General features: G+C 66.0%; 24 protein-coding genes. 13 read left to right on the top strand and 11 right to left on the bottom strand.

Annotation, left to right across the window (positions count from 1 at the left end; all coding sequences use genetic code 11):
• From V2B31_RS01845 to V2B31_RS01815, 7 genes are all read left to right on the top strand, one after another.
• Positions 1–1302, top strand: coding sequence for a glycosyltransferase family 4 protein (locus V2B31_RS01845; RefSeq protein WP_328274738.1), 1302 nt, complete (start codon positions 1–3; stop codon positions 1300–1302).
• 2 nt (positions 1303–1304) lie between these two features.
• Complete coding sequence (locus V2B31_RS01840; protein WP_328275189.1) at positions 1305–2522, top strand: polysaccharide biosynthesis/export family protein; 1218 nt, start codon at positions 1305–1307, stop codon at positions 2520–2522.
• Positions 2523–2632: 110 nt separating this feature from the next.
• Positions 2633–3721, top strand: coding sequence for a mannose-1-phosphate guanylyltransferase/mannose-6-phosphate isomerase (locus V2B31_RS01835; protein WP_328274736.1), 1089 nt, complete (start codon positions 2633–2635; stop codon positions 3719–3721).
• A gap of 86 nt (positions 3722–3807) precedes the next feature.
• Positions 3808–4626 carry an ABC transporter permease gene (locus V2B31_RS01830; RefSeq protein ID WP_328274734.1) on the top strand — a complete coding sequence of 273 codons (819 nt, stop codon included), beginning with the start codon at positions 3808–3810 and terminating at the stop codon, positions 4624–4626.
• Positions 4623–5825, top strand: coding sequence for a lipopolysaccharide biosynthesis protein (locus V2B31_RS01825; protein WP_328274732.1), 1203 nt, complete (start codon positions 4623–4625; stop codon positions 5823–5825). Before V2B31_RS01830 ends, V2B31_RS01825 begins: the two co-directional genes overlap by 4 nt.
• Positions 5826–5848: 23 nt before the next feature.
• Entirely contained in the window at positions 5849–8359 is a 2511-nt protein-coding gene (locus V2B31_RS01820) for a glycosyltransferase (protein ID WP_328274730.1), read from the top strand.
• Between the two features lie 16 nt (positions 8360–8375).
• Positions 8376–9179: a class I mannose-6-phosphate isomerase gene (locus V2B31_RS01815; RefSeq protein ID WP_328274728.1), complete on the top strand. Its 804-nt coding sequence runs from the start codon at positions 8376–8378 to the stop codon at positions 9177–9179.
• A gap of 139 nt (positions 9180–9318) precedes the next feature.
• Here V2B31_RS01815 and V2B31_RS01810 read toward each other — a convergent pair whose 3' ends face one another.
• Together V2B31_RS01810 and modB are read right to left on the bottom strand one after the other, a co-directional pair.
• Positions 9319–9948 carry an ATP-binding cassette domain-containing protein gene (locus V2B31_RS01810; RefSeq protein WP_328274726.1) on the bottom strand — a complete coding sequence of 210 codons (630 nt, stop codon included), beginning with the start codon at positions 9946–9948 and terminating at the stop codon, positions 9319–9321.
• On the bottom strand, positions 9938–10642 hold the full coding sequence (gene modB, locus V2B31_RS01805; RefSeq protein ID WP_328274724.1) for a molybdate ABC transporter permease subunit: 705 nt from the start codon (positions 10640–10642) through the stop codon (positions 9938–9940). The genes V2B31_RS01810 and modB overlap by 11 nt, the downstream gene beginning before the upstream one ends.
• 164 nt (positions 10643–10806) lie before the next feature.
• Here modB and V2B31_RS01800 point away from each other — a divergent pair, with 164 nt between their 5' ends.
• Complete coding sequence (locus tag V2B31_RS01800; RefSeq protein WP_328274722.1) at positions 10807–11553, top strand: HAD-IIB family hydrolase; 747 nt, start codon at positions 10807–10809, stop codon at positions 11551–11553.
• 3 nt (positions 11554–11556) lie between these two features.
• Here V2B31_RS01800 and modA read toward each other — a convergent pair whose 3' ends face one another.
• A complete protein-coding gene (modA, locus tag V2B31_RS01795) occupies positions 11557–12264 on the bottom strand; it encodes a molybdate ABC transporter substrate-binding protein (RefSeq protein ID WP_422247131.1) in 708 nt (235 codons plus the stop codon).
• 142 nt (positions 12265–12406) lie between these two features.
• Between modA and V2B31_RS01790 the strand changes: the two genes are divergently transcribed.
• On the top strand, positions 12407–14023 hold the full coding sequence (locus tag V2B31_RS01790) for a molybdopterin-dependent oxidoreductase (protein ID WP_328274718.1): 1617 nt from the start codon (positions 12407–12409) through the stop codon (positions 14021–14023).
• 102 nt (positions 14024–14125) lie between these two features.
• Here V2B31_RS01790 and V2B31_RS01785 read toward each other — a convergent pair whose 3' ends face one another.
• Positions 14126–15298 carry a glycosyltransferase gene (locus V2B31_RS01785; RefSeq protein ID WP_328274716.1) on the bottom strand — a complete coding sequence of 391 codons (1173 nt, stop codon included), beginning with the start codon at positions 15296–15298 and terminating at the stop codon, positions 14126–14128.
• Between the two features lie 59 nt (positions 15299–15357).
• Positions 15358–15921, bottom strand: coding sequence for a helix-turn-helix domain-containing protein (locus V2B31_RS01780; protein WP_328274714.1), 564 nt, complete (start codon positions 15919–15921; stop codon positions 15358–15360).
• Positions 15922–16021: 100 nt separating this feature from the next.
• Here V2B31_RS01780 and V2B31_RS01775 point away from each other — a divergent pair, with 100 nt between their 5' ends.
• A complete protein-coding gene (locus V2B31_RS01775) occupies positions 16022–16480 on the top strand; it encodes a DUF6456 domain-containing protein (protein ID WP_328274712.1) in 459 nt (152 codons plus the stop codon).
• Positions 16481–16648: 168 nt separating this feature from the next.
• On the opposite strand, the gene V2B31_RS01770 is transcribed toward V2B31_RS01775, so the two are convergent.
• From V2B31_RS01770 to V2B31_RS01745, 6 genes are all read right to left on the bottom strand, one after another.
• Complete coding sequence (locus V2B31_RS01770; protein ID WP_328274710.1) at positions 16649–16942, bottom strand: hypothetical protein; 294 nt, start codon at positions 16940–16942, stop codon at positions 16649–16651.
• Between the two features lie 339 nt (positions 16943–17281).
• On the bottom strand, positions 17282–17824 hold the full coding sequence (locus V2B31_RS01765) for an NUDIX hydrolase (RefSeq protein ID WP_328274707.1): 543 nt from the start codon (positions 17822–17824) through the stop codon (positions 17282–17284).
• Positions 17821–18498 (bottom strand): TPM domain-containing protein, encoded by a 678-nt coding sequence (locus V2B31_RS01760; protein ID WP_328274705.1) that lies wholly within the window; start codon positions 18496–18498, stop codon positions 17821–17823. Before V2B31_RS01760 ends, V2B31_RS01765 begins: the two co-directional genes overlap by 4 nt.
• Positions 18498–19301, bottom strand: a complete 804-nt coding sequence (locus tag V2B31_RS01755; RefSeq protein ID WP_328274703.1) for a TPM domain-containing protein — start codon at positions 19299–19301, stop codon at positions 18498–18500. The genes V2B31_RS01760 and V2B31_RS01755 overlap by 1 nt, the downstream gene beginning before the upstream one ends.
• A complete protein-coding gene (locus V2B31_RS01750; RefSeq protein WP_328274701.1) occupies positions 19298–19804 on the bottom strand; it encodes a TPM domain-containing protein in 507 nt (168 codons plus the stop codon). The genes V2B31_RS01755 and V2B31_RS01750 overlap by 4 nt, the downstream gene beginning before the upstream one ends.
• Positions 19805–19818: 14 nt before the next feature.
• Positions 19819–20421 (bottom strand): LemA family protein, encoded by a 603-nt coding sequence (locus V2B31_RS01745; protein ID WP_328274699.1) that lies wholly within the window; start codon positions 20419–20421, stop codon positions 19819–19821.
• Positions 20422–20526: 105 nt separating this feature from the next.
• Here V2B31_RS01745 and mscL point away from each other — a divergent pair, with 105 nt between their 5' ends.
• From mscL to V2B31_RS01730, 3 genes are all read left to right on the top strand, one after another.
• Positions 20527–20964: a large conductance mechanosensitive channel protein MscL gene (mscL, locus tag V2B31_RS01740; protein WP_328274694.1), complete on the top strand. Its 438-nt coding sequence runs from the start codon at positions 20527–20529 to the stop codon at positions 20962–20964.
• Positions 20965–21109: 145 nt separating this feature from the next.
• The gene (locus V2B31_RS01735; protein ID WP_328274690.1) at positions 21110–21379 is read left to right on the top strand and encodes a hypothetical protein; all 270 of its coding nucleotides are present in this window, start codon (positions 21110–21112) and stop codon (positions 21377–21379) included.
• A gap of 140 nt (positions 21380–21519) precedes the next feature.
• A complete protein-coding gene (locus tag V2B31_RS01730; protein WP_328274688.1) occupies positions 21520–23883 on the top strand; it encodes a chemotaxis protein CheA in 2364 nt (787 codons plus the stop codon).

The following is a 23883-nucleotide window of genomic DNA, read 5'->3' as shown; positions in this document are numbered from 1 at the left end:
ATGACGTTGCGGATCGGGGTGGACGGCTATAATCTCGCCTTGCCGACAGGCACGGGGGTAGCGAGCTATGGTCGCGCCTTGTGCCGCGCCATAACCGGGCTGGGTGGCGAGATTGACCTGATCTACGGCGTCACGATGCGTGCCGACACGCCGGCGCATATGCGCGAAACGCTCTTCTATTCCCGCCTGGGCGAGATGGGGCAGAAGCTCAAGATGACGTTCAAGCGTCGTCTCATCCGCGCGACGATGATGCCGACAGTGCGGCGGCCGGTCGAAATTCCTGTAAGCGGCAAGGTGATAAAGGCCGACATGGCCGAACGCGTGCCGCAGGCGGCGCGGCTGTTTTCGCGATCCGGGCTGTTCGAAGGGTCGGTCCGCCATTTCCGTCGCTTCGGCCGGCCCATGCGGATCGCTCTACCCAACCCGCCGGCGATCATGCACTGGACCTATCCGGTGCCGGTCGAGCTGGTCGGCGCACGGAACATCTACACGTTGCACGATATCGTGCCCCTGGTGATGCCCTATGCGAGCCTGGAAGATAAGAGCTATTATAAGAGCCTGCTCCAATGGATATTCGACCATGCGTCGGGCGTGTGCACCGTGTCCGAAGCGTCCCGGCGCGACATGATCGACATGTTCGCGCTGCCCGAGGACCGGATCACCAACCTCTACCAGGCCGCCGATCTCGGCAGCAGGCCGGTCCTGGAAGCGGACGAGGATCTGCGGCTGTGGCTCTCGCGGCTGTTCGACCTCGACCTTAAGGGCTATCTGCTGTTCGCAGGCGCGATCGAGCCCAAGAAGAATGTCGGGCGGCTGATCGAAGCCTATCTGCAATCGGGGGTGGACACGCCGCTGATCGTCGTCGGCCGCGAAGGCTGGCGCGCGGAGCCGGAACTGCGGCTGCTGAATGGCGGCAATGGCGCTCAGCTCAAAGGCGCGACCCGCATCCGGCGGATCGACTATCTGCCGCGCGCGCAATTGCTGCGGCTGGTGCGCGGCGCGCGCGCTATGCTCTTCCCGTCGCTTTACGAGGGGTTCGGTCTGCCGGTGCTGGAGGCGATGTGCCTGGGGACGCCAGTGCTGACCTCCAGCGTCAGTTCGCTGCCCGAAGTGACGGGCGAGGCGGCGGTCCATGTCGATCCTTATGACGTGGATGCCATGGCCGAGGCGATCCGGGCGCTGGATGGAGATTCCGCTTTGCGGAACCGGCTGAGTGCATTAGGTCTCGCGCGATCGGAGCGCTTCTCCGGCGCGGAATTTGAGCGGCGGCTGGCGGAATTCTACGGAAAAACGCTCGGGTGAAAATGCAAAAGGCGAAGGTCAGGGACATGATGGGCGCGATGGATCGGGCGGGCGCGGCGACGCGGAGCGGGCTATTGCGTTGCGGTGCAGCATCACTGCTGGCGCTGCTCGTCACCGCCTGTTCGAGCGTTCCGAGCAGCGGCCCTTCGGCAGGGCAGTTGTTCAAGAGCGAGAAGGCGGAGGCCGACAAGATCGGCTTCAGCATCATCGACGTGTCGAGCGACACGCTGCCCGCGCCCGAGCTTGCCGAACTGTCCGCGACGTCCGGGCTGGAGCAGCTCGCGCGGCCGGGCCGGGTCGATCTTCTGGGGCCGGGCGACGTGCTGTCGATCAACATCTACGAGGTCGGCGTGTCGCTCTTCGGCAGCGCATCGACGATCGGCAGCGGCAGCGGCGGCAGCAGCGGGCAGTCCAGCAGCGTCGGGGTGAAGGACCAGGCGATGCAGGGCGTGACGGTCGATGAGGCCGGCTATATCACTCTGCCCTATATCGGTCGCATCCGTGCCGCCGGCCGGACCACCGAAGACGTTCGGCGCGCCATCATCGCCGGCTTGCGGGGCAAGTCGCAAGCGCCCCAGGCGCTGGTGACGGTCAACGAAAATGTGACCAACACCGTGACGGTTGGCGGGCTGGTGGCGGACCCGGGCCGGCAGCGCCTGTCGCTCGCGCGGGAGCGGATATTGGATGCGGTCGCGGCGGCCGGCGGGATCAAGGAGCCGGCAACCCAGGCCACTGCCATCCTCCGCTTCACGCGCGGCGGCATGACGAGCGAGACCTATCTGGCGCAGCTGGTGCCGGGATCGGCCGCCGACCTTCAGCTGCTGGGCGGCGACCGGATCGAGATTCTCCAGCACGACCGCAGCTACACCGTCTTCGGCGCGGCGGGCAAAGTATCCGAAATCAAGTTCGAGAAGGCGCGGCTGTCGCTGAGCGACGCGGTGGCCCGCGCCGGCGGGCCGGACGCGCAGCAGGCCGATCCCGCCAATATCTTCATCTTCCGCTATCAGCAGGATCCGACCGCGCCCAACGCGGAAAAGCCGTCGGTCTATCGGCTCGATATGACGCGGCCGTCGAGCTATTTCCTCTCGCAGCGGTTCATGATGCACGACAAGGATGTGATCTATGTCGCCAATGCGCGGGCGAACCAGACGCGCAAGGTGGTGGAAATCTTCAACCTGCTGACCTCGCCCTTCATCCAGGCGCGGGCAGTGACGCGGTGACGCAGCGGGGCGCCGTCCAAGGGCTAGGGGCGTCGTCATCGGAATGACAAATGGGGCGGCCACTGCGCGGAAAATAACAGCATCGGCCGATCGCCGATTCAGGGAAATATATGAGCGACCATAAGATGCGCATCTATCCAGTCATTCTGTCCGGCGGCTCCGGCACGCGCCTCTGGCCCCTGTCGCAGCCGCACAAGCCCAAGCAGTTCGTGCCGGTGGTCACCGACCAGTCGATGATCCAGGAAACCATCCTGCGCGTGGTGGAGCGGCCGGAATTCGCCGCGCCGATCATCGTGTCCGGCGAGAGCCAGGGCCATCTCGTCACCGAAGCGCTCGCCGGGATCGGCGTCGAACCCGCCGCCATCCTGCTGGAGCCGGCGGCGCGCAACACCGCAGCGGCGGTCGGAATCGCGGCGCACTGGATCGCCGCGAACGATCCCGATGCGCTGATGATGGTGATGCCGTCCGACCATGTCATCAACGATCGGCCGAGCCTCTATCGCGCGATCGAAGCGGCGGCCAAGGCGGCGCAGGGCGGGCGGCTCGTGACGTTCGGCATCCAGCCGACGCATCCAGAGACAGGCTATGGCTATATCGAGCGCGGAGATGCGCTTGCCGATGTCGCCGATGTGCATGATGTCGTGAGCTTTCGCGAAAAGCCGCCGCTGGAAACCGCCACCGCCTATTTCGAGGGCGGCCAGCATTATTGGAACGGCGGCATGTTCCTCTTTTCGGCTGGCGACTATCTGGCGGCGCTGCGCAACCATGCGCCGGACGTCGCGGAGGCGAGCGCCCAGGCGATGGACAAGGCGAGCGCCGACGGCGCGGTCGTGCGGCCCGATGCGGACGCCTTCATGGCCGGCCCCGACATATCGATCGACCATGCGGTGATGGAGAAGGCGACCAATGTCGCTGTCGTGCCGGTCGACATGGGCTGGTCCGATGTCGGATCATGGGACGCGCTCTGGACGATCTGCGAACGGGACGCGCGGGCGAACGGCGTGCGGGGCGACGGCTTTGTCATCGACGGCGACGGCAACCTCATCTATGTGAGCGACGGGCCGCCGGTCGCTGCGCTGGGTGTTCGCGACTGCGTCATCGTATCGACGGCCGAGGGCGTGCTCGTCGCGCCGCGCGACCGCTCGCAGGACGTCAAGAAGATCGTCGATCATCTGAAGCGGCGCCAGGCCGGCGTATGAAGGCCCAATCTGGTCAAGCATTGTGCAAGCGACCGCACTGCGGCATGATGCCGCAGGGTATCCGCTGATGCGGAGGCGGTGATCGAATGAGCAACGTTTACACCAAAAAGCTACCAAGCGCGGTCAGCCTGTTAGAAGGCGTGCGCGTCCAGGGGAGCGTGATCGGCGCGCTTCTGATGCGTGAGTTACACACCCGCTATGGCAAGCGCGGGCTGGGCTATGTGTGGCTGTTTCTTGAACCCATGCTGCTTGCGGTCATGGTCGTGTCGCTCAAACTTGTCTCGCACGAGCGCCATTATGGTCGGGGCATCAGCGTCGTCGCCTTCATCATTTTGGGCTACACGATCTTCATCATGTTTCGCGGCATATGGAACCGGTCCGACAAGGCGCTCGATTCCAACCTGCCGCTGATGTATCATCGGATGGTGAGCGTTTTCGACATATTGATGTCTCGTGCGTTACTGGAAGCCGTGGCGTCTTTGATGGCTTTTTTCATTCTCCAGGGTTTATGCATCATGCTGGAGATGGGGGATTGGCCCGCGCGGCCGATCTATTTTCTGACCGGCTTCCTGCAGTATTTCTGGTTTTCCTACTCGCTGTCCATGATCGTTTGCGCCGCGAGCTACGAGAATCCAACGGTGGAGAAGTTCATCCACCCCATCAGCTACATCCTCATGCCCTTGTCCGGCGCTTTCTTCATGGTCGATTGGTTCCCGGACAGGTTCCATGGCCTGATCGCCTATTGGCCGATGGCGTCGGTGTTCGAGGAAATGCGCTATGGCTGGTTCGAACAGGCTTCTGACCAGCATTTTTATCCTCTCTATGTCTGTTCAATATGTATGGTTTTGACGCTTGTCGGACTATTGGCGATCAAGCTCGTGCGGCGGAAGGTTGAATTGAAATGAATAAGCTCACCGACTTTGGCCGTCTGAGCACCCAGCCCGACACCCGACTGCTGCCTGGGGGGGTGCATGAAGACGACGGCAGAGTTTCGACCGCCGAGTTCATGAAACGCTATCTGTGGCGCATGCGCTATTTTCTGGCGATCGTCCTTCTGCCGACATCGCTGGTCGCGGTTTATTTCGGACTGATCGCCGCCGACCAATATGAATCCGAAGCGCATCTGGTGGTACGATCCAACAGCGGCGGCCGGGATTCGAGCGGGGGCCTCGACGCGGTGCTTAAATCCTTCGGGACCAGCGACTCCTCGCGTGAAGCATCGACCCTTGGCGATTATATGCGCTCGCACGATGTCGTCGCATCATTGCGGCGCAATACCCAGCTGGTCGAGCGCTACAGGCGTCCCGAAGCCGATTTCATCAGCCGGCTGCAAAAGGACGATCCAACCGACGAAGATCTGCTGAAATATTTCAAGAGCCGCTCCAACATCGATCTTGATTCCGAAACCGGCATCATCAATGTGCGGGTTCGCGCATTCCGGCCAGCGGACTCCTATGCCATCATCAATGCCATGCTGGCGCTGGGCGAAGAACGGGTGAATGCGCTTAACTTGCGGTCCTATGAGTCGATGCAGACGCTGGCGCGCCGCCAGCTTGCCGACGCGGAAAAGGGTCTCCAGTCGGCGCAGGCGGCGCTTGCCACCTTCCGCCGTGGTCAGGGGGATGTCGATCCGCAGGGCAGCGCCGAGGCGCAGTTGAAGCTCGTCACCGACCTGCGTAAGGAGGAAGCGATGGCGCGCGCCGAAATGGAGGCGATCGCGGCGCAGATCGGCAGCAACAACCCGCAATATAAGGCGCTGCAAAGCCGTGCCGAGGCGATCAATGGCCAGCTCAGTTCGCAGGAAGGTTTCCTGGTCGGCAACAGCCGGTCGATCGCGGCGCGGCTCGGCAACTATCAGGATCTGGAGCTTCGGCGCGAGTTTGAATCGAAACGCTATGCCGCCGCAGCTGCGGCGCTGGAATCCGCTCGCGAACAGGCGACCCGCCAGCAACTGTTCGTGGTGCGGCTGGTCGAACCGAATATGCCGCAAAAAGCGACCTATCCCAAAGCGGTGAAGTCGATCTTCACGGTGTTCCTGTCGCTCGCAGTCGCCTATGGCATCGGCTGGCTGCTCCTTGCTGGTGTTCGCGAGCATAGCGCCTGAGCGGTGCGCGGGGGACAGAGCGCGTGAGTGACAAGACCCGGAAGAAAGCGCCGCCTGCGCTCCGCAAGCTGATCGCCAAGGTCAACCGGGCGCGGGGACGCTACAAGTCCGCGGGCGTGCCGGTATCGGCAATGGTCCATGGGCTGATTTCGAAGGGCAATGCCGCGCGTAGTGCCAAGCGGTGGGAGGATGCCGCCCGCCATTTCGGCGACGCCGTGACGCAGGCGCCGCATCTGGCGCATATCTGGGTTCAGCTGGGACATATGCACAAGCAGCTGGAGCATTATGACCTGGCGCTGGACGCTTATGCCAGGGCGGAGGCGCTCGATCCTTCGGGCGAAGGCGCGATCGAGCAGGGGCGGGTCGCCCGCTTGCAGAACAAGCAGGGCGAGGCGTTGCAGCATTTCATGCGGGCCTATCACGCCAATCGCGGCAATGCCGACGCACTGACCGAAATTTTGAACGGGCTCGAACGGAGAACCAGAATGGAAAGACAAGCGCTGGCCGGCATCGTGCAAGGCGAACGCAAGTCTTCGCGCGCGCTGCGGTCGGCGGACAGCGATCTGGCGGCGATCGACGGGCTGCTCGCGCGGGCGCGGGCGCTGGATCTGGGAGCGGAACAGGTCCAGGCATTGCAGGCCGCACGGGAGAAGCTCGCTTCGCCCGGTCCGTCGCTGGCCGACTGGGACGGCAATGAGCTGGTGTTCGACGCATCCGATTTGATCGAATATTTCGCCCATAATCGGCTGCCGACCGGTATTCAGCGCGTTCAGATCGCGACGATCGCCGATTCCATCCGCAACCGGCCCGCCGGCACGGTCAAGGTCAGCTGCTTTTCGGACCAGGATAGCAGCTGGACCGAGGTGTCGACCGAGGGCTTCATGACGCTATGCCGGCTTGCGTTGGAGAGCGGCGACCGGACCGACCCGGAATGGATTGACGCCTATACCGAGCTGAAAGTCGATATCAGCCTTGCGCCGCCGCTGAAGTTCCAGACCGGCGCGTTCCTGGTCAATCTCGGCACGTCCTGGTGGCTGCGCGACTATTTCCTGTTTGTGCGTGAGGCCAAGCGGGCGCACGGGGTGCGCTACATCCCGTTCGTACATGACCTTATCCCGATCATCACCCCGCAATATTGCGTCAAGGAGCTGACGCAGGAATTTATCGAATGGGTGCTGGGGGTGTTCCATCACGCCGACTTCTTCCTGGTCAACAGCAATGCCACCAAGCGCGACCTGCTGAAGGTTGCGGGCATATTGGGGCACGAGATGGACTCGCAGGATGTCGCGGTGATCCCGCTCGACGCACAGTTCCGCGATCCCGATCAGCAGCTTGCCCCGCTACGCAAGCTGCGTGAATGGCAGCTTGCGCCGGGCGAGTTCGCGCTGATGGTGTCCACGATCGAGGTTCGCAAGAATCACGCAGCCGCCTTTGAGGCATGGCTGGCGCTGATCGACAAGCATGGCATTGGCCGCGTGCCCAAGCTGGTGTGCGTGGGCAAGCGTGGCTGGCTGGACGATGCAGTCTATGCGCAGATCGAAGCGTCGCCGCATTTGCGCTCGCGTGTCATCATCCTGTCGGGCCTGTCCGACGAGGAACTGGGCCTGCTCTACAGCACATGCCGCTTCACCCTTTATCCCAGCCATTATGAGGGCTGGGGCCTGCCGGTCACCGAATCGCTCTGTTACGGCAAGGTGCCTTTGCTGCCGGACAATTCATCGCTACCCGAAGCGGGCGGGCCATTTGCGGTCTATTACAAGTCCGGCTCCATCGCACAGCTGACCGAGAAGGCCGAGATGCTGATGTTCGACGATGCCGAGCGGGCGCGGCTGGAGGAGAAGATCAGGGCCGAGTTCCGTCCGCGCAAATGGCAAGATATCGCCGACCAGATCGGCCGCGAGATCGAGAGCTTCGTCAAGCGCACGCCCGCGCCGACGCCGGGCAATGACGGGGAGATGGTCGAGCGCATCGCGCCCGTTCGGTTCGGCGCCTATTATCCGATCGGCCGCAGCGTCGCTCAGCGTATCTGGCGCGGATCGGGCTCTGCCGAAATCTATCGCAGCGGCACCGGCTGGTGGTGGATGGAGCCATGGGGCTGCTGGACCAAGGGCGAGGGTGGCGACATTGCGCTGCGCTTTGTCGATCAGAAGGGGCCGGTGCGCGGTTTCGTGCGCCTTCATGCGCCGCCGGGCGAACCGACCCGCTTTGAAATCTCCGCGCCGGCGGCCGGGCTGTTCGTTGAGGGCACGCTGGCGGCGGGCGAGTTTCAATGGGTCGCGCTCGACATTCCCGAGATCGCACCGGTCGAGGGATTCCATATCCGGTTCCGCAGCGTCAATCCGGCCGACCTCGGCAAGATCACCGACGGCAACGATACGCGCACCATCGCGATCGGCGTGGGCGGTTTCTATTTCTGCCATGCGGACGATCTGATTGCGCGGGCCAATTTCATCGAAGCGATGAGCATCGGCGGCTTGAGCCAGATCGCCTTCAACCGCGAGCCGGCTGGCGGCGGCACCAAAGCGGCGGACTAGAGACAGGAGGCAGGCTGTGGGCGCAGTGCGGCTCGATACCAAGCAGGTGGTGAAGCCCTGGGGGCGGACCGACATCGGGGCTTTCCCTAATCCCGCGGGCGAACAGGTCGGGGAAATCTGGTTCGATGGGCCGGAGGGGCGGCGGCCGCCTTTGCTGGTCAAATATATCTTCACCAGCGAGAAGCTGTCGATCCAGGTGCATCCAACCGACGAACAGGCCCATGACGCCGGTCTGCCGGGGGGCAAGAATGAGTGCTGGTATATATTGGACGCTGAGCCCGGCGCGACCTTGGGCATCGGCACGACGCGCGAACTGGACGGGGAGGCGCTGCGGGCGTCGGCGCTGGACGGGTCGCTCGAAGCGCTGATGGACTGGAAGCCGGTGCAGCCGGGCAGTTTCTTCTATATCCCGGCGGGCACAGTCCATGCGATCGGGGCGGGCGTGACCCTGGTCGAGGTGCAGATCAACAATGACGTGACCTATCGCTTGTTCGACTATGGCCGGCCGCGCGAACTGCATCTGGACGCGGGTGTCGCGGTGTCGCAGGCGCGGCCCTATCCGATGGCGGAGCGGGTCATCCCGACCGGCGGCGACGCGGTGATGCTGGAGCGAGGCGAGGCGCCGTTTGCGCTCGACATGCGGCATTGGGATGCGGGGCAGGGCGAGACGCTGCGCGCGGGGCAGGGCTGGTTCATCCCGCTGAGCGGCGCGGGCACGATCGACGGCGCGGCTTGGGAAGCGCATCAATGCTGGCTGATCGAGGGCGAGGCCGCGGTGACGGTCGATGCCGCCGCCGATGTGCTGGTCGCTACGGTCTGATAGAAGCACGCCGGTAGCGGGGCATCACACTGTTCCCCGGCGCAGGCCGGGGTCCAGTCCCGACCTCTGAACTGGACCCCGGCCGGCGCCGGGGAACAAGACACTACAGGTTGCGATCAAGGCACTTTAGCCTGAACCGTCATTCGAGAGCGATGACCTCGCCGCCCAGATAGTCGAGTTCGCGCCGGTCGTGGCTGACATAGACGATCGGGATGGCGGTGAGCGCATGGAGGCGGGCTATCATCGCCAATATCTCCTGCCGGCGCGCGTCGTCGATCGAGGAGACGGGCTCGTCCAGCAGCAGGAAGCGGGGATCGGACAATAAAGCGCGGCCGATCGCGACGCGCTGCGCTTCGCCGCCCGAGAGCGAAGCGGGCCAGCGGTCGAGCAGCGGGGCGATGCCGAGCAGGTCGATGAGCGCCTGTTGGCTCAGGCCATGGACGCCGCCTTCCCGATCGCCAGCCGAGCGGCCGTAGCGGAGGTTGGCGCGGACTTTCATGTGCGGGAAGAGGCGCGGCTCCTGGAACACATAGCCGCAGCGGCGGCGAGCGGGGGGCAGGTCGATGCCGGCCATGCTGTCGAACAGCGTCTCGCCGCCGATATGGATATGACCGCTTTCGGGGCGGAGCAGCCCGGCGAGCATGTGCAGGGTGGAGGTCTTGCCCACGCCCGAGGGGCCGAACAGGGCGATGATGCCGCTGTCCGACCGCACGGTGCAGCCGATCGTCCGCGTGCCGCGCGTCAGCCGCAGGTCAATGTCAAAGGCCATCGGCGCGCTCCGCCGGCTGGGCGCGGCGCGCCAGCAGTTCCGAAAGCAGCAGCGCGGCGAAAGAGAGGGCGATCGACAGCAAGGCGAGGCGCAGCACCATCGGTTCGCCACCAGGCAGTTGCAGGGCGGAATGGATGGCGATCGGCAGGGTGCGGGTTTCGCCCGGTATGTCGGAGACGAAGGTGATGGTCGCGCCGAACTCCCCGATCGAGCGGGCGAAGCCCAGCATCGCGCCGGCGAAGATGCCGGGCAAGGCGAGCGGCAGGGAGATGGTGAAGAAGATGCGGGCGCGCGATGCACCCAATGTCTGCGCGGCTTGCTCCAGCCGGCGGTCGATGGCGGCGATCGAGAGGCGCATCGCGCGCACCATCAGCGGCAGCGCCATGATCGCGGAAGCGAGCGCCGCGCCGGTCCAGCGGAACAGCAGGGTGATGCCGAACCAGTCGGCCAGCCATCGCCCGATCGGCCCCTGCGCGCCGAACAGGATGAGCAGCAGCCAGCCGGTGACGACCGGGGGCACCACCAGCGGCAGATGGACGAGCGTGTCCAGCAGCAGCTTGCCGGGGAAGCGCGCCCGCGCCAGCAGCCAGGCGAGCGCGAAGGCGATGGGCAGCATCGCCGCCATCGCCGCCAGCCCGATCTTCAAGGATAGGCCGATGATGATCCATTCATCGGCGGTAAGGCCCCATGTCACGCGATCGTCAAACCATCTTCCTAAGCGAGCGCGGCCGCGCCCGGCATGGCGCACAGGGAAGCAGTTTGACAAACGCCACGCAAACGGATTGTAGAGAAGGCCGCATCGCGCCAAAAGCAGACAAACCGGGTCGCATCGAAATTCCCCTTATCGGAGCCTATGGAATGAAGGAACTTGTTGCGTTCGACCTGGACGGCACATTGGCCGAAAGCAAGCAGCCGCTGGGCGAGCCGATGGCCGAGGCGCTGGCCGACCTGCTGACGGTCGCCCATGTTTCGGTGATTTCCGGCGGGGACTGGCCGCAGTTCGACAAGCAGGTGGCGAGCCGCCTGCCCGAGCGCGCCGATCGCTCCAGGCTGTGGCTGATGCCGACCACGGGCACCAAGCTCTATACCTTCAAGGACGGCGCCTGGTCGCCGGTATTCGCCGAACTGTTCGATGATGCGCAGAAGGCGGCGATCCTGAAAGCGTTCGACGAGTCGCTGGAAGCGACCGGCTTCGTGCCCGAGCAGACCTGGGGCGAGCGGATCGAGGATCGGGGCAGCCAGATCACCTTCTCGGCGCTCGGCCAGCAGGCGCCGATCCATGCCAAGGAAGGCTGGGATCCCGATTTCGCCAAGCGCAAGATCATCCAGGCGGACCTGCGCCAGCGGCTGCCCGGACTGTCGATCAACATGGGCGGGGCGACCTCCATCGATATTACGCGCGAGGGCGTGGACAAGGCCTATGGGCTCAAGAAGCTGCGCGACGCCAGCGGGATCGCGCTCGATGCGATGATGTTCATCGGCGACGCGATCTTCCCCGGCGGCAACGACTATCCGGCCAAGGAACTGGGGCTGGATACGGTGCGGGTGCGCGATCCGCAGGAAACGCTGGCGGTGATCGCCGCGATCGTGGCCTGCCAGAAATAGCGATCAGCGTGGGCTGAAGCCGTAGCGGGCGAGGATCGCCTTGCCCGCGCCGGACAGCAGGAAGCGACGGAAGCCCTCCGCATCGGCCGAGCGGCTGCCGGCGATGCGGGCGATGGGGTAGCGGATCGGCGGGTGGCTGTTCGGCGGGAAGGTGCCCACCACCGTCACGCTCCCACTGGCGCGGGCGTCGGTCGCATAGACGATGCCGAGCGGCACTTCGCCGCGCTCGACCAGCGCCAACGCGCCGCGCACATTATCGGCGCGCACCACCCGGCGCTCCACCTGGCCCCAGACGCCGAGCGCGGTCAGCGCTGCCTTCCCATATTTGCCGGCGGGAACCGCGTCCGGATCGGCCATGGCGAGCCGACCGTCGCCGAGCGCGCGGGCGATCGGCATGGCGCGGCCGATGCGAAGCCGGACGGGCTTGGCCCTGGGAGTAACGAGCACCAGCCGGTTGCCGGCCAGTGTCGCGCGGGAGCCGGGGGCGATGCGGCCGGCCTTCGCGACATCGTCCATCCATTCCTCATCGGCGGACACGAACAGGTCGGCGGGGGCGCCGGCCTTGATCTGGCGGGCGAGGGCGGAAGAGGCGGCGAAGGACAGGACCGGGCGCGGATGGCGGCGCGCGGTCCAGGCGTCGGCGGCGGCGGTCATCGCCTCCTGAAGGCTGGCGGCGGCGAGGACGACCGGCGCTTTATTCTCGGCCGCCATGGCAGGCGAGGCGAACAGGGCGAAGATCGCGAGGAGGCGCTGGAGCATGGCGTCTGTTTGGCGTGGCCGGCGGCCCTTCGCAAGGGGGACGGGCTGGGCTAGGGGGAGGGCATGATGCTACATCCCTCCCGGATGCGCTGACATGGCGGTGGTGCGGAGCCTGTGCGGCCAGTGCAGCATCGGCTGCGGCATTCGCGCCGCGACCAGCGAGGGGCGGGCGCTGTCGATCACCGGGGATCATACCCATCCGGCCAATGGCGGGCTGCTGTGCCCGCGCGTCAAGCGGCTGGAGCGGGAGGCGGCGCTGGACGGGCGGCTGTTGCGGCCGATGGCGCAGGGGCGGGCGACACGCTGGGATCGGGCGGCGGCGCAGCTGGCGCAGCGGCTGACGGCGGTGCTGGCGCGGCATGGGCCGGGATCGGTGGCGCTGCATGTCGGCGGCGGGCTGCTGACCGAGGATTACTACGTCGCCAACAAGCTGATGAAGGGCTTTTTCGGGTCGGCCCATATCCATGCGCCGGGGATCGGCGCGGGGGCGGCGGTGCAGCGGGCGGCGTTCGGCGAGGATGTGATGCCCGGCGCCTTCGAGGATATCGACCGGGCGGAGATCATCCTGCTGGCCGACTCGCGGATTGCCGCGCGGCATCCGGTGCTGATGGACCGGGTGGCGGCGGCGCGGGAGGCGGGCGCGGTGGTCGTCGCGCTGGGCGGGGAGCCTAAAGCGAACAGCGAGTGGGACAGCTGTTTGGCGGTTTGCGAGGGGACGGCGGCGCGGCTGGTGGGGGGGCTTTTGCTCCATGCGTGGGAAGCGGGATATGCTAATGCGGCGCATGTGCAGATATTGGAGACGGCGCTGGGTGCGCTCAGGCCGGGGCATGATCTCTGGTCGGTGGCGCGGGCGTGCGGGGTTAATCCTGCGGAACTACGCGCCTTTTACGATTTGTGGACGGGGCGGGCGCGGGCGGTGACGCTCTATCCTGACGACGACGCGGCGCTGGCGGGGGCGGTCGTCAACCTGCATCTGGCGACCGGGCGGATCGGGCGGGCGGGGGCTGCGCCGTTCGGGGTGCCGGCACTGTCCAACGCCATGGGCGCGCGCGAGGTGGGATGTCTGGGCGATCAGCTGGCGGCGCATCGCGGCTTTTCGGCCGAGGCGCTGGCTGATGTCGCGCTGTTCTGGGGCGCGCGGGCGATGGCGGATGGGCCGGGCTTGAGTGGCGCGGCGTTGCTCGACGCGATGCGGGGCGGCGCGGTCAAGGCGTTGTGGAGCATCGGCGATCTGGACGAGAGCGACGAGGCGTGGCTGGCGGAGGCGCGCGGGGCGGCCGCGCTGTCGGTGCGGTCGACGCCCTGGGCGGACGAGGCGGCGGACGGGTGGAGCATACTGCTGCCAGCGCCCGTCTGGGCGGAGAAAGACGGGACAGTGACGGGCGCGGATCGGCTCATCAGCCGGCAAAGGCGGCTGTTCGACCTGCCCGGCGAGGCAAGGCCGACATGGTGGGGGATGAGCAAGGTGGCGCAGGCGATGGGTTGGGGCGACGCGTTCCATTATGACCGGGCAGCGGAGGTGTATCGCGAGCATGTGCGGCTGACCGCCTATCGCAACGACGGCGCGCGGCTGCTGAACCTCAAGCGCCATGCGCCGATTTCCAACCCCGCTTATGACGAGCTGACGCCGTGGCGCTGGGGTGAGGTGCCGTTCGATGAGGGGCGGTTCATGACGGCGGATGGCAGGGCGCGGCTGGTGGGGGTGGATTGAGGCTGAAGGTTGCCGTTCCCCGGCGGAAGCCGGGGTCCAGAGTCCCACACGCGGCGCCTTGAACCCTGGACCCCGGCTTTCGCCGGGGAACAAGATGGTCAGTCAGCGGGCGGCCGAAATCCCCTGAAGATGGGCCAGCAGCGTGTCGCCATTGGCGGCCCAGGTGAAGCGCAGCGCTGCCCGCCGCACGGCCTGCCGATCGGGCGGGTTGGCGAGGATCGTGCGGATCCCCTCGGCTATGGCTTCGGGCGTGCGATCGACGATCAGGCCGGCTTCGGGGCGGTCCATCAGTTCGCGCGCGCCGCCGACGTCGGAAATGACGAGCGGGGTGCCGCAGGCGAGCGATTCGACCCAGGCGTTCGCCAGACCTTCCGATTCGGAGGGCAGCGCCATCACATCGGCGGCGGCGAAGATGCGGGGCAGCTTGTGGTGCGGGACCGAGCCGAGAAAGCCGATGCGCCGCTCGACGCCGAGCTGCTGCGCCAATTGTTCGAGCGTGCGGCGATACGCGCCCTGGCCGGCGAGCAGCAGGGTTGCGTCGGGCAGGTCGGCGAGCGCGCGGACCAGCAGATCCTGCCCCTTGCGCGGGATGAGCGCGCCGACGCACAATATCACCGGGCCGGAAAAGCCGAGCGCGGCCTTCGCTTCGTCGCGGTCGATGATCTCGAACGTGTCGAGATCGACCCCGGTATAATGGACGCGGATCTTGTCGGCGTCGATGCCCATGCGCGCCATCGAGCGGCGCATCGCGTCCGACACGGCGAGCAGCCCGGCCGCGCCGTCCGCTGCCCGCCGCACCAGCGAGCGGGTGCCGCGCTGCGTGCCCCAATGATGGATGTCCGCGCCGCGCGCCTTGACCGAATAGGGGATGCCGAGCGCTTTCGACAGGCTCTGCGCCACCGGGCCGTCGGGAAAGAAGAAGCTGGCGTCGATGACGTCGAAGGGCTTTTGCGCGTGGAGGCGCTTCACCAGCGGCAGGATCGCGCGGGTCATGGTGGTGACGTTGGTGCGGCCGCCGATTTTGGGGATGATCGGGAAGGTGGGGCGATAGACGGTGAGTTCGCGCCAGCGCTCCTTGCGCGGCAGGGCGCGCAAGGGGGCGTAGCGGCCGGCGAGGCTGAGCGGCCAGGGCGGCAGGCCGACGGGCGCGATGACGGTCACGTCGGCCTCCGGGCGGCTCGCCAGTTCGCGCGCCTGCCGCTCCACGAACACGCCGAAATTGGGGCGGCTCAGGTCCGGGAAGAGCGTGGAGAGCATGAGGATGTTGAGCGTCATGGCGTCTCGTCTGGCATGGCGGGCTTTAGCGCAGGGTTAAAGCGGCGGAAATCGCTTGGCTAGAGGCGGCGGACGAGTTGCTCCGCGACGGCGGCCCATGGCGGATCGGTGAGGACGAGCTGCCGCGCGCCCGCGCCCAGCGGGAGCATCTGGAGCCGGTCGCCCTCTCGCCCGATCAGCCGGCCGAAGAGGAAGCGGCCGGCGGGGCGGGGGAAAAGGATGTCGCGGTTGAGCGCGGCGGCGAATTCGGGCGGGGCGATGCGGCGGCACCAGATCGCGTCGCCGCTGCGATAGTCGCCGATGCTGGCGGCGACATGGACGCCGACCATGCCATCGGACCCGACGGGCGCGGGGAAGGCGAGCGAGCGGGTCGGCGCGCGGACGCCATCGGGGCCGAGCAGCGCCGCGACCGGCACATCGGCCTGGCCGGGCAGCGCGACCAGTTCCGCGCTGGTGACGCCTAGCGCGAGCGCGATGCGGTTCAGCCATTTGACCGATACGGTACGGGTGCCGGTTTCGAGCCGGCCGATCGTCTGCGCCGTCGTGGGCGGGTCGCAGAGGGCGCCGACTTGTTCCAGCGTCAGCCCCTTCGCCTTGCGGACTTCGCGGATACGGGTAATCATTCTTGCCTCGGTCGTGTAACCTATTTGGTTTTCCGCTTTCCTACAGTTTAGCCGGCATGGCAAGGGGATTGCTGTCCGGTTGGGTGATGGAGGCGCAATTATGGGTGTGACGCTGATCGAGCAGGTGATCGAAGACCCGATGGGCCGCGCACAGACGGTGCTGGTCAATCCGGGCGAATCGCCTTTGTCCTGGCTCCATGCGCGCGGCCATGTGAGCGACCGGCAATGCGCGGCGGGCGACATGCTGCGGCAGGATTGGGAGAGAGCGGGGCTGGGCGCGCGGGTGACGATGCGCTGGGACGCGGCCCCGCGCGAGGGCGGGCGGCGCGGCGGGGGCGGGCGCGGTGATCCGACGCTGATGCAGATGGCGGCGCGCGAGCGGTTCGACGGGGCGGTGCGGGCGGCGGGGCCGGGCCTGGCCGACATATTGTGGCGCGTGGTGTGCGCGGGCGAGGGGCTGGTCGCGGCGGAAAAGGCGCTGGGCTGGCCGAGCCGCGCGGGGAAGCTGGTGCTGACGCTGGCGCTCGATCGGGTGGCGGGGTGGTATCGGGTGCCGTGAGGGGGGCTCTATCATCCTCCCCTTGCAGGGGAGGTGGCTGGCCGCAGGCCAGACGGAGGGGTGTCCTGCTATCGAGGGGGTGACACCCCTCCACCACCGCTTCGCGGCGGTCCCCCTCCCCTTACAGGGGAGGACGGGGAAGCGATCAGAAATTGCCGTTTGTTGTCGTCAGTGAATGGCCGGTTCGCCGATATTCAGAACAAAGATAGCGCCGTCGGAGGGAGCGAAATTTTTGCAGATTATTTTCCCATTGTAAACAATGCCTTTCATGGCGCTTCTAAGGGGCGAAGAGCTTAAATTCTCATAATTCTGCATTGCTGTTGATGGGTCATAAAATTCGTTACTAAATATAACCAAGTAACGCTTTCCGTCTACGATCAGCCGGGTAGGGAATTCTCCTTCCGCATCCAACGAAAATTCACCCGAGATAGTCGTGCCTTTTTGTCTGACGGGTGATACCATTTCGCACACGTCATCTAGGCTTCTATCCCACCTAGGGGCACTCGGCTCTAAAGCCGATATTCTCGTCGATTGACCACAAGAAAGCAGCAAAAGGCATGAAAGCGGCAATGAGGTTTTAGGCCAGCCTCGCATCTGCATCTCGCCGTTGCTGATAGATGTATGTGCCAATCGAGGTATCGCATGTCAAAGCGACTGCGCGACAGCTAATTTTGAGGTCTGCTCAACTCCGTCATGCCAGCGTAGGCTGGCATCTCTCTTTCTTGCGCGCGGCGGCTGAAAGAAAAGCGGGATCCCAGCATTCGCTGGGATGACGGTGGGAGCAATCGGTCTGCCCGCCCGCTACCTCACCATGTCCGCGCCCAGAAGGACCAGCAGTTTCACGTCCATCGCATAGCCCTCCGATCGCCAGGCGGCTAGGCGCTCCGGGAGGTCCGCCAAAGGCACGCGATGCACCACAATGTCTTCGCCCGCGACGCCGCCGCCTGCGCCGGTTCTCGTCAGGTCGTGGGCGCTGAAGAGGGTGAAGCCTTCGGAGACCATGCCGGGGGAGCTGAAGAACTCGCCGAGCTTTTCCAGCCGGTCGGGGCGGTAGCCGGTTTCCTCCTCCAGTTCGCGCGCGGCGGCCAGCGAGGCGTCCTCGCCCTCCTCCTCGTCGCCTACTAGCCCGGCGGGGAGTTCTATGCAGCGGCGGCCCAGCGGCACGCGATATTGGTCGACCAGCAGGACGTGGCGCCCCTCCGCATCCTCGTCGATCGCGAGGATGACGGCGGCGTGGATGCCGCGCGTGCGGCTGACATATTCCCATTTGCCGCGTGTCTTGGCGGCGATGAAGCGGCCCGCCCACATTGTCTCTTCGGGCGCGTCGCGATCGGGGTCGGTCATAGTTCGATCAGCCTGTCGGGAAGTTCGTTGACGTCGTCGTCGGCGCGCGGGAAATGCTGGGCGAGGACGAGGCCGACGCGGCGCACGGCTTCGGCGAGCCCTTCGCCGGGGCGGCCGTCGCGGATCGCGGCGATCAGCGCGGCCATGGCGTCGCCCCAGACTTCCGGCGCCACCTTTTCGTTGATGGCGCGGTCGGCGACCAGTTCGGCGCGATGCTCGTCGAGGCTGAGGTAGAGGAGGACGCCGGTGCGGCCCTTGGTGCGCGCCTCGGCGGCGGTGCGGAAGAGGAGGATGGCGCGGCGGCGCACGCGGCGGGCCTTGGTTGCTTTGGGCGTGACCAGCATCCGCAAGGGCATGATCGCGAGCAGGTAGCGCACGACCAGGAATTTGGCGATCAAGAGGGCGAGAAGGCCCATGAGCAGCTTCCAGTCGGCCAGCTCATGCTCCCAGTCGAGCAGCAGCGCCGAGAGGAAGGCGCGCAGATGGGCCGGGAAGCCGGCGGCGAAGGCGAGCGCGACGAACACCGCCGCTGCCGCCCAGCTCAACCCCACATCATGATAGGCGTCGGAGCGGCGGGCGACGATGGTGACGATCTCGCCCGAGGTCTGCGCTTCGGCCTGCGCCACGGCGGCGGAGACGAGTTTGTGGTCGGCCTGCGACAAATGTATCTGCATCACCAGTCCCCCGATGCGCCGCCGCCGCCGAAGCTGCCGCCGCCCGAAAAGCCGCCACCGGAAAAGCCGCCGCCGTCGCTGCCGCCCCAGTCGCCGCCCGATCCCCAGCCTGAGCCGTTGCCCGGTCCCCAGATGATGATTGGTGGCGCGCCGATGCCACCGCTGCGATAGCGCCGCCCGCCGCGCATCCGCGACAGCAAAGGCAGCGCGACGAAGAACACGACGAACAGGATGATCCAGAAAGCGATGATGCCGCCGCCGCCATCATCCTGCCGCCGCGCGTCCGCTTCCGCCTTCGCGGCCTGGGCGCGGGCTTCGTCGGGGGGGAGGGCGAGGAGGTTGGAGAGCGAGTCGACGCCGGCGTTGATGCCGCCGGCCATGTCGCCCGCCTTGAAGCGCGGGGTGATGTCGCGGCGGATGATCTGGGATGAGAGCGCGTCGGTGAGGATGCCTTCGAGGCCGTAGCCGACCTCGATGCGGATCTTCCGGTCGGCGGGCGCGACGATCAGGAGCGCGCCCTGGTCCTGCTTGTCGCCGATGCCCCAGGCGCGGCCGAGGCGATAGCCATAATCGGATATGTCATAGCCCTGAAGGTCGGGGATGGTCGCGACCACCAGCGCGCGTCCGCTCGCCCGCTTCTGCGCGATGAGTTTCTGGCTGAGCGCCTGTTCCTGCGCGGGGTCGAGGAGGTTGGCGGCGTCGATTACGCCGCTGTCGTTGAACTTGGGGAAGCTCTGCGCCTGCGCTGACGGCGCGAGGGCGAGCAGTACGATCAATAACAGCAGGCTGCGCCCAAATCTCATGCCGCTTTCCGATATACGGTGCGCGTTTTCACCGCTTCAACGATGGCGTCTGTTCCCGCGACGATGCCGCCAGGCAAATCCCCTGCACTGAATGGCGGCAGAATGGCGTTTTTGATAATGTCGGAACACAGGTCATTGGTCATCACGGATTCCAGGCCTATGCCGACTTCGATGCGCAACTTGTGCTCGTTGGGCGCAACGAGCAGCATCAGCCCGTCATTCCGTTTCTTGTCGCCGACGCCCCAGGCATTGGCGAGGCGTAGGCTGTAGGTGTCGATATCTTGCCCATTGAGCGAAGGGGTAGTGACGACGACCATTTGCACACCTGTCTCGCGCGCCAGCCGAGCCAAGCGGGCGGTCAGTTGGCTTTCCAGTCCCTCGTCAATCAAATTCGCGCGATCAACCACCCGGCCTGTCAGTTCCAGCGCTGCCTTTGGAGCCTGCGCACCAACACCACAGCCGCTAACCAACATTAGGCTTGCCAGGAACGTAGCACGGATCATCCGGGGCGTCCCGGTCAGTTGCCGAAGTCGACCTTGGGCGCTTCTTCCGCGCCGGGCGTGGTTGCCTGGAACGGGGTCATGGGCTTGGCGCCGTGGATCAGCTTCGCGCCGATGGCGTCGGGGAAGGTGCGGATGCGGGTGTTATAGTCCTGGACCGCGCCATTATAGTCGCGGATGGCGACGGCGATGCGGTTCTCCGTGCCTTCGAGCTGCGACTGGAGCTGGAGGAAATTTTCGTTGGTCTTGAGGTCGGGATAGGCTTCGACCGAGGCGAGCAGGCGGCCAAGGCCCTGGCTCAGCTGCGCCTGCGCCGCCTGATATTGGGCGACCTTGGCGGGATCGGACAGGTCTTCGGCGTTGATCTGGATGGAGGTCGCCTTCGCGCGCGCTTCGGTGACGCGGGTCAGCGTTTCCTGTTCCTGCTTGCCCGCCGCCTTCACCGTGGCGACGAGGTTGCCGGTGAGGTTGGCGCGGCGCTGATATTGCGCCTGCACGTCGGCCCATTTGGCCTTCGCCGCCTCCTCGGCAGTGGGCACGCTGTTGATGCCGCAGGCGGACAAAGCGAACGCGGCGGTCAGGGGCAGCAGGGCGATACGCAGGTGACGCGGGACAGGCATGGAACATCCTCGGCTTTGTTTCGACGGGGAAATAGGAGGTTGCCCCGCGTCGTGCAACGGGCCATCCAGCAGCGACTAGATTGCGACAGGCAAAGGGCTTGATCCATGGGACTGATTTCCGAGTTCAAGACGTTCATCAACCGGGGGAATGTGATGGACCTGGCGGTCGGCGTCATCATCGGCGGGGCGTTCGCCACCATCACCAAATCGCTGACCGACGACCTCATCATGCCGGTCGTGGGCTGGATATTCGGGGGCGTGGACTTTTCGCGCTACTTCGTCCGGCTGGGTGCGATCCCCGAAGGGTTCAAGGGCAATCCGCAAAGCTATGCGGACTTGAAGGCCGCGGGCGTCGCCATGTTCGGGTGGGGCCAGTTCCTGACGGTGATGGTCAATTTCCTGATCCTGGCCTTCATCATCTTCCTGCTGGTGCGGACCATGAACCGGCTGACGCACAAGGAAGAGCCGGCCCCCGCCGCCCCCGCGCCGACGCCCGAGGACATCGTCCTGCTGCGCGAAATCCGGGATAGCCTCAAAAAATAATCGTTTATGCGACGAAACGAGTTCACGGCCGGAACCATCTTTCCTGCGGCCGGTTGATCGGCGTCAGGGTTGCCTATCGCAGGATGCGGAGCGGAACCCGTGCCGAACGACGTCAGCCCCAGGGGGCGCAACAGGAGATAACGCCGTGAAAACCTTCGTCACTGTCCTTGGTATTGCCAGCATGGTCGCGCTGAGCGCATGCGATTCCAAGCAGGAGAATAAGGTCGAGAACGCGTATGAGAATCAGGCCGACGCACTCGACAACCAGGCGGACAATATGGAGGCCATGGCCGACAATCTGAGCGGCAACGCCGAAGCGGCCGCCGAAAACGCCGCCGACAATCTGGAGAACAAGGCCGACGCCACCCGCGAGGCGGGCGACAAGGCCGAGGACGCCGTCGAAGAGAAGCAGTAAGCCTCTCGATCGATCCCCAAAGGGCGCGGCGAACAAGGGTTGCCGCGCCCTTTTTCGTGGGCGTTTCGCTGGCCTTTAACCGCCCTTTAACCACGCAGTCCCATGGTGCCCAGGCGCGCATCCCAGGGGCCTGAAGCGGAATGGACGAGCTATTACAGGAATTCATCTCCGAAACGCAGGAGACGCTGGAGGCGCTTGCCGGAGAGGTGGTCGCCTGGGAGGCCGATCCGGCCGATAGCGACCGGCTGGACGCGATCTTCCGCTTCTTCCACACCGTCAAGGGCAGTTGCGGCTTCCTCAACCTGCCGCGCTTCGAGCGGTTGAGCCACGCGGCCGAGGATGTTCTGTCGGAGATTCGCGCCGGCCGACGCAAGGCCGATCCCGCGACGGTAAGCGCGGTGCTGGGCGTCATGGACCGGATCGGCGAACTGGCCGAAGCGGTGGCCGTGGGCGCGGCGCTGACGAGCGAGAATGACGATTTCCTGATCGCAGCGCTCACCGCGCAGGAGGAGGCGCCGGCAGCAGAGGCGGAGAATGTCGCGCCCGTCGCGGTCGCGCGCCAGGCCAGCGCCCAGTCCGGGCCGCGCACCATCCGCCTGCCGCTGACCCTGATCGACCAGCTGATGAACGGCGTGTCGGACATGGTGCTGGCGCGCAACGAATTGTCGCGCAAGCTGCGCGAGCGGTCGGCCGATCCCGAGTTGGACAATGTGTTCGAGCGGCTGTCCACCTGCGTCGCGGACATGCGCGACATCATCTCCAAGACGCGGATGCAGCGCGTCGATCGCCTGTTCTCCGCGATCCCGCGCATGGTCCGCGATCTTGGCCGCGACCTTGGCAAGCGTATCGACCTGACGCTGGAAGGCGGCGACGTTGAGATGGACCGCGAGATGGTGGAGATGGTCGTCGACCCGCTCACCCATATCGTGCGCAACAGCATCGACCATGGCATCGAAACGCCGCAGGTGCGCCGCGCCGCCGGCAAGCCCGAAGCGGGAAGCCTGCGGCTGGAGGCGCGCCAGTCGGGCAACCAGATCGTCATCGCCATCGCCGACGACGGGGCGGGGATCGACACGGCAAGGCTGGTGGACAAGGCGATCGCCGCCGGGCGGCTGACGCCGGACGCCGCCGCGCGCATGACCGAGCAGGAGAAGCTCGACCTCATCTTCCACGCCGGGGTGTCGACCGCGAGCAAGGTGACCGCCATATCCGGGCGCGGCGTCGGCATGGACGTGGTGCGCGCCAATATCGAGCGGATCGGCGGAGTCATCGCGCTCGACAATGCGCCGGGCAGGGGGCTTTGCATCACGCTGCGCGTGCCGCTGACGCTGACGATCATCCCCGGCCTCATCATCCGGGCGGGTGGGCAGCATTTCGCGATTCCGCGGGCGGCGGTGGTCGAGATATTGCACGATAACAACGACATGCTTCAGGTGAGCGAAGTGGGCGGCGCGAAGATCGCGTCGATCAGGTCGGTGCGCCATTCGATGATCGACCTTGAGGATGTGCTGGGGCTGGAGAAGCCGGCGCAATCCGGGCCGCGTGCGGTGATGGTGGTGCGATCGGCGACCGGCGTGCCCTTTGCGATGGGCGTGTCGGCGGTCGACAATCATGAGGAGCTGGTGATCCGCCCGGCCTCCCCGCTGGTGATGGCGAGCGGGCTTTATGCCGGCATGACATTGCCCGACAATGGCAAGCCGATGCTGCTGCTGGACGCCGCCGGCCTCGCCAACGCCGCCAACCTCTCCAATGTCGAGGATGATCGGGCCTCGCGGACGCAGGAGAGCGCGGCGCAGGAGGATGGGGTGGAGATGGTCCCGGCGCTGCGCTTCGAGGAATTGTCGGGCGAGCGGCGGCTGCTCAAGCTCTCGTTGATCGAGCGGGTCGAGGATGTGGACACGCGGCTGTTCGGCCGGTCGGGGGGCCAAGCGTTCGTGCGGCTCGACGAGCGGCTGGTGCCGGTCGCCAACGGGCTGTGGCAATTCGACCGTCCGAGCGTAGCGGCGCTGCGGCTGCGCGACGACCGGCGCGAAGCCTGCTACCCGGTCGCGGCGGTGCTGGATATCGTCGAGATGCCGGCGGTGCCCGACATGGTGGCGATGCACGGGATGCTGAGCGGCGTCGCGGTGGTCGATGGCGAGCATCTGGAGGTCATCAACCCCTTCGCTCTGTTCGCCGGTCTGCCCGACGAGGCGGATATGGCGCGGGTGCGGGGCCGATGCGTGCTGGCCGATGCCGAGGATGGGTGGACGCGCGAGATATTGGCGCCGTTGCTGCGGCAGGCGGGGCATGACGTGGTCATGGGCCTGCCCGCCGACCGCGCGGTGGAACCAGACGACATCGTGCTGTGCGGCGGCGCGGACGCGGCGCAGGCGGCGGAGATCATGGGATGCCGGGTGGTGCAGCTGCGCGCATCGCCGCGCCCTGTCGGGCCGCAGGACGGCAGCATCTATCGCTACGATCAGGCCGCGCTGATGGCGGCGATCGCCGGCGGGAGGGGGTAA

This window comes from Sphingobium sp. (assembly GCF_036170395.1).
Lineage (GTDB): Bacteria > Pseudomonadota > Alphaproteobacteria > Sphingomonadales > Sphingomonadaceae > Sphingobium.
Note: the sequence above shows the minus strand (reverse complement) of the source record. Positions and strands in the feature narration are given on the sequence as shown.